Raw genomic sequence first — 11,231 nt, 5'->3', positions numbered from 1 at the left:
ACCCGCATAGCGGGTGGTTATCTGTGAAAATATTCCGCTTCGCTTCATATTTTCACCGGCTCACGAGCCGTAATAATCGGATTAGTGCGGTTGTGTCAACCGCACTAAGTGTATACACTTAGTGCGTGAAAATTTTGGCTTTAAAATTCTCATTTGTATAGAAGAAACTCAATAATAGGTCAAAATTCGAGTTTTGCAACAGATGAACAAAACGGAAAGAACCACTTCTGTGCTGATTCGAAATTTGACCTATTAAAAAAAAGTATTTATATTACAGGGAGAGAAGAATCAAATTCTCTCAAAACAATTTATAATTTCATCTTTGAGGTAGAAAAAAAAATGAAGAGCTTGAAAAAATGTTTTATTTTGGGTGGCGGCCGCAAGAGCGGACTTTTTTTTGCAAAGCTGTTTTGCGCATTTGCTATGCTTACAGTTCCGCTCTATATTTCGTGCGGAGGTTGACGTACAGAAAGTTCTTGAAAAGGGAAACTACAAGGCAAGAGATTTGATGATTGCAGTTCCTGGACAGAATTTTTCTATTCTTGCAACAGAAGTTACGCAGGAGCTTTTCGAATCTGTAATGGGATACAATCCAAGCAAGTTCTATGGAGAAAAGAACCTTCCTGTGGAAAGTCTTCACTGGATGGAGGCTGTTATGTTCTGCAATAAACTGAGCAAAAAGGAAAACTTAAAACCGTGCTACTCATATCGGGGCGACACAGACGCTGATAAATGGGAAATTGAAGACGGCGAGTGGGTTCATTACAACAGAAACCTTAACTGCGACACAACAGCCAACGGCTACCGCCTGCCAACACTAGAAGAATGGCAATATGCGGCAAAAGGAGGACAGGAATTCAAGTACGGCGGCAGCGACAATCTGAATGACGTAGCCTGGATCGACGAAGAGAGAACGCATCCTGTAGCACAAAAAGCACCTAACGGCTATGGTCTGTATGACATGACCGGCAACGTATGGGAGTGGTGCTGGGACATCGCTATTACCGGAGAATACTACATGAGTGGCATGCTTCGCTATATCTGCGGTGGCAGCCTCAACTATGGAGGTAACGACGTATACTACGAGGTGGATCATAAGAATTGGTTCGAGCCCACAAAAAGATTCATAGACATAGGCTTCCGCGTTGTCAAATCTAAATAAAAAAAAAAAGAACAACGAGTCTGCCTAAATACCCGTAATAATATGCTGTATTTTTGGCAGGCTTCAAAAAAGTAAAAACTAAGCAGCATGCGCTTCATTATGATTAAGGTATGGGCATTCCTCTTTCATAACATTTTTTTAATATTTTCTATTGTTGAAAGAAGAATTATGAGTTATTATTGATGTATGGCAATCGTTACAGCTCAGGTTATCAATCGCTATTACGAAAATTACAAAGACACAGAAATCACCTTTTCAAAGGAAATAATACATACTCTAAAAATGGATCCGCGTCAGGTTTATATAAAATGCAGCGGACTTCAATGGCCTTGTATTATAAATTCAACGTCATTCAATCAGGCAAAAATAATCCTCGGAACTAAAAGCGGAGCCTATGCAGTGCTTTCAAACAAATCCGCGCCGCCAGTAAGCTTAAGATTTTGCTTTTACCAGCCAGACGGTCAGCTGATGAGTTTTTTTGTTACGGCGAAAGTCTGCTTAATCGAACCGTACATGAACAGCACGGATCTTTCTATTATTACGATTCAGTACACGCAAAGGCCGCCGGACGACTTGATTCTGATGATTGGCAACATTCTTGATGCTAATTCCAACGCGGCAAGAAGAAAAGAAGAGCGTATTCTCATAACTCAGGAATCAATGCGCAAGCTCGGGCTTCAGAAAAAGGAAATTGTAATTTACATACAAAATGTTCCGCGCCATTGCATTTTGCAGGACTTGTCATTTGGAGGCGCAAAAGTCGTTCTGCTTGGGCTTGCAAAATTCCTTATAAACAAAGAAGCTCTTATTCAGCTTGAATTTGAAGATCCTCACGAAACAATTTCAATCCGCGGAATTATCGTTCGGACAGATTTTATAGAAGGCAGAAAAGACATTATTTCAGCAAGCATAAAATTTGCGGAAGATTCCATAAGCCTTGCGTATAAAGTCCACATAAACAAATACATTGCAAACACCAAGCGCAAAGAGCTGGACAATAAATTCACAGCCGGAGAACTCGAAGATATTCAGCCTGCGGAAGAGCAAAAGCCCGCAGCTCCTGTTCAGCCGGAAAATTCAGCAACATAATTTTTACAAGGAAAAAAATGGTTTCTACAAATTCACTGGATTCTATCTATTTTATAAAGCTGCCGGAAGGTTCGGTGCTTTCCCCAAAGGCAATGAAAATCGACCCTGAAATTCCACTGCCTGTTCAGAAAAAAAATCCGGAAGATCCAGTTGAGCAAGACGCGGCAAAACTTTCAGAAGAGCAGATTCTTTCTGGCATTTTAACAGTTCTTGCTTACGATAAAAAAAATGAAAATTCAGAATATTACCGCAAACTGATTACAGATGTCCGCCCCGGAATAAAAAAGGAGCTGGCAGAAGCCGCAATACTAAAAGCCCGCAACGAAGACTGGGATTTGGCAGAAGAAATTTGGCTGGCTGTAAACGGAATTGACCCGCAAGACAAGGCGATAATTCTGAACATGGCGATTTTCTTTGACCAAAAAGCGGACAGCTACCGGCGCAATTCCCTGAACGAAGACGCAGATGCCTACGATGAAGCCGCGCTTGACTACTACAAGCAAGCAATGGACAGCGACGAAGAAATTCCAGACGCATATTTTAACGCAGGCTTTTTTTACTTGAAAAAACGCGACTACGGCGAAGCGAAAGGCTGCTTTGAAAGCTACCTTGGACTTGTCGCAGATGCAAAAGACGAAGAGCTTGGTGAAAACGGAATTTACAAAAAAGAACGCGCTCAGGAAATCATCAATAAAATTTCAAACCGCAATTTGGAAAACGACAGATTCCGCGACGCATACAAACTGATTTCTGAAGGTCAGGAAGAAAAAGGACTTGAGGAAATCCGAAAATTCATAAGAGACAATCCTGTTGTCTGGAACGCATGGTTTTTGCTTGGCTGGGGACTCAGGCGGCTTGGACGTTTTGAAGACGCAAAGCAGGCATTTCTAAAAGCAAGAGAATGCGAAGGCGGAGACGAAAACGCGGACACATTAAACGAGCTTGCAATCTGCCAGATGGAAACAGGCGAGCTAAAAGAAGCAAAAGAAACTTTGGTAGACGCGCTTTCAATGGATTCAGAAAACACAAAAATTATAAGCAACCTAGGCTGCCTGTGCCTAAAAATGAATCAGAATGAAGAAGCAAGAAAATATTTTGAAGTTGTCCTTGAAATCGACCCGGATGACAAAATTGCCGCCGCGCAAATAGCAAAGCTAGACGCTGAGATTTAGCACACTTTAATCCACAGCAACTTTATCGCCAGTTTTTATTCCGGCTTTTTCAAACCAGCCCTGCGGAACTTCCAAAGCATATCGTACAGAACGAGTGCTTTTTACAGGCGCAAGACTAAAAGGCGTCATGTCAAAAATATTTTGAATTGCTCCAGTTCTGTCAATGTACGCAATTGAAAGTGGATGCGGCGTGTTTTTCATCCAGAAACTTAAAACCTGATCTTTTTCAAAAACAAAAAGCATTCCGGTTCCTTCTGGAATATTCTTGCGGTTCATAAATCCGTAATTGCGCTCTTCTTCTTTTTGGGCAATCTCGGCTTTTACAAAAACGGAATTTCCTGCGGAAGTCAAGATTTCAATTTCTTTTACAGGAAGATTAAATTTTTTATTCTGACACGAAACAAAAACAGGAACAAAAGCACAAACTGCAAAAATCGCAAAAAACTTAAATTTTCTCATAAATCAAAGTCCTTCAAGAAATTCATCCCGCGCCATTTCTTCCGCGCTTTTATTTACAAGAGCCTTTGACTGTAGCTCCTCAAAAATTTTCCTGTCAGTATATTTTAAAGTCAGCGGACGTTCCAGCGACATAATCACGTTGTCGTCCTTCCATTCGGATTTTTCAGGATTAAGCGAAGACGGATTCCCATATTTTTCAGTTAATGAAGAAAAAACAGAATAATGGTCAATTTTCGAGCGGCGCAAGTTCAGTGTAATTGTGTAAAGTTTGTCTTCGTAAAACTGAAACCAGCAGCGGTCAAGAAACGAATACGGAGCATTTTTTGAAGTGTCGGTTTCTATTAAAGTTCTGTTTTCTCCAGGCAAAAGCGAAACGTCTCTGTCGCCACGGTAGCCAAAATTCAAATCTTTTTTCAAAGCCTCTTTTACCTGATCCACAGACATTCCAAGCTGGATTCCGCGGTAGCCAAAAGGAAGCGAATCTTCGGCAAAAAAAGGAAAAGTCAAAAGCAATGCAAAAAGCCAGATAAAAAAAATTTTAATTCGCATGTTTTGAACTCTGTTTTCTATAGAACGCGGCTTGTTTTATAAGCTCCTCAACGTCAGGCACATCAATTTTTCCGCCAACAATTTTTATGTTCTGGTCATACTGAATCTGCCGGCAAGCTTCACCTTGCTGTTCACGCGGAATTGCGCAAAGCTTAAACACATCCGTCAAAGAAAGCCCGGAATGGTAAACGCTGCCCTTCACCAAAGGAACTTTTTGCTTTTCAATCTGAAGCGAAATCATGTCGATAAGTTTTTCTCTCAAATCGCCGAGCTGAGTATTTGCAAGCTGACGATGCATTGCCCAAAGTCGTTCAGCAAACATCATCGTAAGTTTTGAAATCATCTGCGGCTGGGTTGTTACCATCTGATTAAAGTTCGCCATGTTCACAACCATAAGTCGGCAAGGCTCGTGGGCAATCGCACTTGCAGAACGCGGCTTGTTTTCTAGCAGCGCCATTTCACCAAACATATCGCCTTTCTTTAAAAGCGCAAGAGTAACTTCGTTTCCGTCTACAACTTTTGCAATTCTTACAGAGCCTTCCTGAATTATAAACATATCCGCGCCTTTCTGGCATTCAGAAAAAATCATTGAGTCGGCAGGATACTCTCGGAAAGTTTCATTCGACGGCTCCAAGTAAGCAGCTTTTGCTCTTTGTCGCAAAGCAATAAATTTTCGCTTGGCATTTTCAATGTTGATTCCAGTCGGGCACTGCTTTAAATACTGATAATATCCGTACAAAGCTATATTGTAATGACCTGATTTTTCGTAATATTCCGCTATAGAAAAAAGTGACTCCGGAGAATCCAAAATAATATTTTTGAGCGTAAGTTTTGTAAGCTGGTCATTTACAATTCTCATGTCGCGGGCAAAAGAACGCACAATTTTCATAGCAACTGGCGTGTTTTTCATAATCAGCTCTGGATACTGGCTTTTATGAACCATGATTGCAACAACAGGAGTCAATGCGACAACATTTTTAGTCTGCCCATGCCCGGACATACAGGAAACAACCCCAATAAAGTCACCCGGACCTAAAACTTCAGGAGCCGCTCCTGGAATTGCAACCTCATTAAAGCACTTTACCCTTCCGCTTTGGATAATAAAAAATCTGTCATTTGCAGAAGTTCCTTCAACAAGGATATATGAGTTCTGCTTAAAATTCACAAATGAAAGCTGAAGCAATTTCGAACCACCTTCTAAACAAAAACAACTTCACATTCCAGCATAAAACCAGTCCGCTCTTTCACTTTTTCTTGCGCAAGCTGAACAAGTTTTTTTATATCGGAGGAAGTTGCGTTTCCTGCGTTGATAATTATATTTCCATGCCAGGGAGCTATTTGCGCCCCTCCGATTTTTGCACCTTTCAAGCCGGCTTCATCAATAAGTTTTCCGCTCGGCTCTCCAAAATCCCGGTTATTTTTAAAAACACTTCCAGAACTTGGAGCTTTAAAATGTCCTTTTTGCTCTCTGTCTTTTATAAAGCTTTCGCACGCAGCTCTAAGCTCAAAAACTTTTTCAGGCTGACATTTTTCCGCTTTAAAGGCAACTTTTGTTATAACAGCGGATTTTTCCATAAACGGCGAATGTTTATAAGCCCACTGCGCACAATCGTTGTTATTATGATACATTTTTATATGTTTCTCAAGAAATTTATAGGAATTTTCATCAAAATTTTCCAAGTCAAGATATTCAACAAATTCAATTCTTGAGCTTATATCGTTTGAATAGCACCGGGCATTCATGTAGCAAGCTCCGCCGCAAGTTCCGGGAAGCCCCGCAAAAGATTCCATTCCGGAAATTCCATTTTCCGCAAAAAATTCCACGGCGCGATTGGTTTCAACTCCAGAACCGCAAACTACAATCCCGTTTTCAAATTTAATAGAAGAAAACGCATTCATTGAAATAATAACGCCGCAAAATCCTTCATCGCTTACAATCAAATTGCTTCCGCCGCCAAGAATAAAAAAATCCACGGAATTTTTCTTGCATTCTGAAATAACAAGCGCAAGTGAAAAAACATCTTCCGGCTCAGCAAAAAGCTCAGCATTTCCGCCGACTTTCATTGTTGTGTGAAGGCTCATCGGTTCGTCAGGCAAAAGCCGCCCTTTGTACAAGTTCTTGATATTTTCAACTATTTTGCGTATTCTGTTAGTCATTGCATTTCATTTTATAGAAAAAAAATAAAAAAATCGATAGTGAAAATCAGGCACTTAATATAATGCGCATAAGATTTTTCAATGGAGGAAAAAAATGGCGTTGAGACTGTACAACACAATGGGCCGCAAGATAGAAGAATTTGTTCCGATTCACGAAGGTTTTGTGGGATTTTACGGATGCGGACCGACCGTCTACAACTACGCGCACATCGGAAATCTCCGCGCCTACGTTTTTCTTGACACGCTTGACCGCACACTCACTTTCCTCGGATACGACAAAAAGCACGTGATGAACATAACAGACATCGGGCATCTTACCGGAGACGCAGACGAGGGCGAGGATAAAATGCTCAAGACGGCTCAGGAACGCCACCAGTCGGTTCTTGAAGTTGCCAAATTCTACACGGACGCATTTTTCAAGGACATCGACAGACTGAACATAATCAGGCCGGATGTCGTCTGCAAGGCAACTGAGCACGTCCAGGACATGATTGAGCTTATCAAGAGAATCGAAGCGAACGGACACACCTATATGTCCGGCGGAAACCTCTACTACGACGTTACGACTTATCCAGACTACGGAAAGCTCGCCAACCTGAACCTTGACGATTTAAAAGCCGGAGCAAGAATCGAAGTTGACCAGAACAAGCGCAATCCTTATGACTTTGTACTTTGGTTCACAAAATCAAAATTTGAAAATCAGGCCCTAACTTGGGATTCACCTTGGGGAAGAGGCTATCCGGGCTGGCACATTGAATGTTCCGCAATGAGCATGAAATACCTCGGCGAGCATTTTGACATCCATACAGGCGGAATCGACCACATCCCGATTCACCACACAAATGAAATCGCCCAGTCAGAAGGCGCAACCGGCCACAAATGGGTGAACTACTGGCTTCACAATGAATTCCTTGTAATTGCAAAAGACAAAAAAGCCGCAGAATCTGGTCAGGCTGAAAAAATGTCAAAATCCCACGGTAACTTTTTGACGCTTCAGTCATTAACAGACAATGGCTACGATCCGCTCGACTACAGATTTTTCCTTCTGGGAGGACATTACCGCAAGCAAATTTATTTCAGCTGGGACGCAATGGATTCAGCAAAAAATTCAAGGGCCGCTCTTGTTCAGCGTGTTGCCCGGCTTGCTCAAAATGCAGGCGGCGCAGATTCTCTGAACTGTTCCAAAATATATGCAAAAGGCGAAGCTTCAAAAACTGAAAATCTGTCTGAAAAAGCAAAAGAATACATGGAAAAATTCCAGGCCGCTTTGGAAAACGACCTTTCAACTCCAGTCGCATTGAGCTGCATTCAAAAAGCAGTTAAAGACGGCTCTTTAAAGCCTGAAGAATCACTTGAACTTGTGCGCAGAATGGACAGCGTAATTGGCTTGAATCTTGTAAAATCTGCCGCGGAATTTCTTGCTGAACAGGAAAAAGAGCAGAAAGCTTCTGTTCCAGACCATTCAGGAGACCCGGAAGCACAGGAAATTGACGCGCTTGTTGCAGAAAGAGTTGAAGCGAAAAAAGCAAAGAATTTTGCAAGAGCCGATGAAATCCGCAATTTGCTTTCAGCGCGCGGAATCGTCATAACAGACACGCCAAATGGAGCAGTTTGGAAGCGTTCTTAAAAAGCAGAAAAAAATGTAACTAAACAGGACTTATTGTGTTTTCTTTTAATAAAAGTGAATCAGGCTCGATAAATTGCGCGGATTCAAAAGACTTTAGAAAATTATACGACTCTGCAATGGAACTTTTGTTCAAAGTTTCGTTTAAAATTGTAGAAGATGAAGAAGCCGCCGAAGATTTGGTTCACGACTCATTTATAAAGGCAAACGAAAAAGCAATGGTTTTTCCTTCTATAAATGACGCAGTTTTCTGGCTAATTAGAGTTGTAAAAAACGCTTCGCTGAATTATGCAAAACGGAAAGTCAGAGAGGCGAACGCTTACCACAAGGCGCTTTATGAAGGCCGTCAGCAAATGGAAAGCGGCGAAACTGAACTTTTAAAAAAGGAAGCAAAAAAAATTGCGCTCGAAGCCTTAAACAAGCTTCCTGGCAATTTAAAAGAAGTGCTTATTCTAAAAGAATATGCCGATATGAACTACAAGGAGATTGGCCGCCAGCTCGGAATCACAGAGGGGAATGTAAAGGTGCGGGTTTTCCGGGCAAAGGCACAATTACTAAAACTGATAGGAGAAGAAGATGTTTACTTGTCCTGAAGATGACATTCATTCTATCTATGCGGACGGAGAACTTCCTAAGAATTATGTTGCAGAATATGAAGCGCACGTAAATTCCTGCCCCAAATGCTCCGCCAAGCTAAAAAAATTCCTCGCGATTAATTCGGTCTTTGCTGAAGACAAAGAGGCCTTTCATTTTTCAAAGGAAGATTTGGATTCTAGTTTTCAAAGGCTTGAAGCACGGCTTTCCTACAAAAAAGTTACTCAGGCAGGAAAAAACACATTTAAATTTCCAAAGCCAAGCAGCGGCATAAAATATTTCGCAGCTGGAATTGCGGCGGCGGCAGTTTTTGCATTTGTTGTTCCAGGCGCAAAAAAAGGAAATCCGTTTGAAGGACAAGTTTCCGCATTTCAGCCTGTAGCGCGCACTTCAATTTCGTCAACGGCAAATCAGGTTAGCTCCGACGGAAATATCGATGTTTCAGTTTTGAATTCGATTTTGGCTTCCGACAATTCAGACAAAAACTTTTACACGTTGCCAGTTTCTTCAAATTCAGTTTCGGCAGTTCCTGTTCTAATAATCGGCGGTTCGAATTTCAAGAAAATCGCAGTCATTCCTTCGTTAAAGAACTACGATGTTTTTTGTCCGCAGGGCGAAAATTCAGAGCAACAGGACAGAAACAACGGATTTGCATTTCATGTTTCCTACCCTTTTTCAAATTTAAACTCAGGAAAATGAATTGGCAATTTTAAAATCTTATGCGAATCTCCTTAGAAGTTCTCCGCTGGCAAGAACGATAAGCTGGATAATTGTTGTTGCTTCCGCAATTTTCATTTTGGGAATTTTAGGACGCAATGTAAAACGCAAGCCGGTGATAGATTCAATAACTCCGATGATTGGCTCGCCGGGCGATGAAATGACAATAGAAGGCAGCGGCTTTGGAGATTCAAGAGGAACTTCAAGCGTAGAAATCGCAGGCTCAAAAATCACTGCAAGCGGATATTCGCTTTGGTCGGACAAAAAAATCAAATTTATAATTCCATCAAATGCGCAGGACGGACTTGTAATCGTAGGAACTTCCGCAGGAAAATCTGAGCCGGCATTTTTTGCAAATGAAAACGGAATTCCAGTCGCGGCAATCACATCGCCTGTAACTTCAGTTCCTGTAATCGCATCAATTTCCGCAGAAAACGCAGTTACCGGGCAGACAATAACAATCCGCGGTACAAATTTCGGACCTTCAAAAGGAAAATCAAAAATTTATTTTACCGCGAACCGGGACGAAACTTCATCTTTGCACAGCTCAGAGCAAAATGAAAATCAGGACAAAAACAATATTTTTATTCCGGCAAGCGAAACTGACTTTGACTACATCGCCTGGACAGATTCTGAAATTTCTGTGAAAATTCCAGACGGAGCTTCAAGCGGTTCGATTTTTATAGAAACTCCGCACGGAACAAGCGCGGCAAAAAAAATCAATGTAAATTTTCCCTACGGAAAAAAACAATATTCAAACAGAAGAACTTACGTAATTCAGATTGCCGCCGATATTTCAAATCACGTTGCTTCTCAAGAAAGCTCGATTTTGCTTTACATTCCAAAGCCCGCGGTTTCTTCGTTCCAGCCTTTTGTCGAGCTGAATGAAGTTTATCCTGAGCCGTTTATAATTGACGACACTTTTGACATAATCCACAACAAGCAGCTGAACAAAATCACAAACAACAAGCAAAGATTCAGCCAGACTTTTATTGTGAGCACTTTCGGAATAAAAGGAAATTTCAATCCAAGAAATTTGGGGCAATACAAAGACAAAGGCGGAATTTTGTACACAAAAAATACTTCCGCGGATGCCTGTGTTCCGTCGGACTCAAAAGCAGTTTCTTCGCTTCTTGAAACAATTGTCGGACGCGAAAAAAATCCGTACAGGCAGGCAAAACTTATTTACGATTTTATGACGGAAAATTATGAAGTTTCTGAAAAAATCCGCACTGGAAATATTTCACCGCTTGATTTAATCCGCAGAAAAAAAGGCGACGCTTACGACTTTGCAATTCTTTACACGGCTTTGTGCAGAGCGGCTGGAATTCCTTCAGTTCCAGTGGCGGGAATTCTTGCGCAGGACAAATCGAATGTAACGCCGCATTGGTGGACAGAAATTTATTTTGAAGGATACGGCTGGCTGCCTGTTGACGTTTCGCTTGGAGCCGGACTTCCATTTTCTTCATTTATTGAAATATCTGATCCAAAAGAATTTTACTTCGGAAATCTTGACAATCAGCATATCGCGTTCAGCAGAGGCTGGCATCAGATAAAGCAGTCGTCTTTAAACAGCAAAATTGTTTACAGACCGCGCACTTATGCTTTACAATCTTTATGGGAAGAAGCTGGAGACAAAACTTCAAGCTACAGTTCTTTATGGAACAATCCTGTTATTCAAGGAATTTACTAAAATATACGGAGAAAA

General features: G+C 41.3%; 11 protein-coding genes. 7 read left to right on the top strand and 4 right to left on the bottom strand.

Features of this window, described 5'->3' with window-relative positions; genetic code table 11:
* Window positions 1–418: 418 nt before the first annotated feature.
* The 3 genes from Q0H92_RS11055 to Q0H92_RS11045 all read left to right on the top strand — a co-directional run bounded on the left by Q0H92_RS11055 (window position 419) and on the right by Q0H92_RS11045 (window position 3,423).
* Complete coding sequence (locus Q0H92_RS11055; RefSeq protein ID WP_296015015.1) at window positions 419–1,162, top strand: SUMF1/EgtB/PvdO family nonheme iron enzyme; 744 nt, start codon at window positions 419–421, stop codon at window positions 1,160–1,162.
* A 186-nt stretch (window positions 1,163–1,348) separates the two neighbouring features.
* The gene (locus Q0H92_RS11050) at window positions 1,349–2,251 is read left to right on the top strand and encodes a PilZ domain-containing protein (protein WP_296015012.1); all 903 of its coding nucleotides are present in this window, start codon (window positions 1,349–1,351) and stop codon (window positions 2,249–2,251) included.
* 17 nt (window positions 2,252–2,268) lie between these two features.
* On the top strand, window positions 2,269–3,423 hold the full coding sequence (locus Q0H92_RS11045) for a tetratricopeptide repeat protein (protein ID WP_296015006.1): 1,155 nt from the start codon (window positions 2,269–2,271) through the stop codon (window positions 3,421–3,423).
* 6 nt (window positions 3,424–3,429) lie between these two features.
* Here Q0H92_RS11045 and Q0H92_RS11040 read toward each other — a convergent pair whose 3' ends face one another.
* From Q0H92_RS11040 to murB, 4 genes are read right to left on the bottom strand one after another with little or no spacing between them, the layout of a single operon-like run.
* Window positions 3,430–3,882 (bottom strand): DUF192 domain-containing protein, encoded by a 453-nt coding sequence (locus Q0H92_RS11040; RefSeq protein WP_296015004.1) that lies wholly within the window; start codon window positions 3,880–3,882, stop codon window positions 3,430–3,432.
* A 3-nt stretch (window positions 3,883–3,885) separates the two neighbouring features.
* Window positions 3,886–4,431: a hypothetical protein gene (locus Q0H92_RS11035; protein ID WP_296015002.1), complete on the bottom strand. Its 546-nt coding sequence runs from the start codon at window positions 4,429–4,431 to the stop codon at window positions 3,886–3,888.
* Window positions 4,421–5,614, bottom strand: a complete 1,194-nt coding sequence (locus tag Q0H92_RS11030) for a cyclic nucleotide-binding domain-containing protein (protein WP_296014997.1) — start codon at window positions 5,612–5,614, stop codon at window positions 4,421–4,423. The genes Q0H92_RS11035 and Q0H92_RS11030 overlap by 11 nt, the downstream gene beginning before the upstream one ends.
* A 14-nt stretch (window positions 5,615–5,628) precedes the next feature.
* Complete coding sequence (gene murB, locus Q0H92_RS11025) at window positions 5,629–6,588, bottom strand: UDP-N-acetylmuramate dehydrogenase (protein WP_296014996.1); 960 nt, start codon at window positions 6,586–6,588, stop codon at window positions 5,629–5,631.
* Window positions 6,589–6,682: 94 nt separating this feature from the next.
* Here murB and cysS point away from each other — a divergent pair, with 94 nt between their 5' ends.
* The 4 genes from cysS to Q0H92_RS11005 are packed head-to-tail and all read left to right on the top strand — an operon-like array spanning window position 6,683 to window position 11,216.
* On the top strand, window positions 6,683–8,215 hold the full coding sequence (gene cysS, locus Q0H92_RS11020) for a cysteine--tRNA ligase (protein WP_296014994.1): 1,533 nt from the start codon (window positions 6,683–6,685) through the stop codon (window positions 8,213–8,215).
* A gap of 35 nt (window positions 8,216–8,250) precedes the next feature.
* The gene (locus Q0H92_RS11015) at window positions 8,251–8,805 is read left to right on the top strand and encodes a sigma-70 family RNA polymerase sigma factor (protein WP_296014989.1); all 555 of its coding nucleotides are present in this window, start codon (window positions 8,251–8,253) and stop codon (window positions 8,803–8,805) included.
* Window positions 8,789–9,505 (top strand): hypothetical protein, encoded by a 717-nt coding sequence (locus tag Q0H92_RS11010; RefSeq protein ID WP_296014986.1) that lies wholly within the window; start codon window positions 8,789–8,791, stop codon window positions 9,503–9,505. The genes Q0H92_RS11015 and Q0H92_RS11010 overlap by 17 nt, the downstream gene beginning before the upstream one ends.
* A gap of 1 nt (window position 9,506) precedes the next feature.
* On the top strand, window positions 9,507–11,216 hold the full coding sequence (locus Q0H92_RS11005) for a transglutaminase domain-containing protein (RefSeq protein WP_296014982.1): 1,710 nt from the start codon (window positions 9,507–9,509) through the stop codon (window positions 11,214–11,216).
* Window positions 11,217–11,231: the final 15 nt, after the last annotated feature.

Source organism: uncultured Treponema sp., from assembly GCF_934725225.1.
In the GTDB taxonomy this organism is placed as follows: Bacteria; Spirochaetota; Spirochaetia; order Treponematales; family Treponemataceae; genus Treponema_D.
Note: the sequence above shows the minus strand (reverse complement) of the source record. Positions and strands in the feature narration are given on the sequence as shown.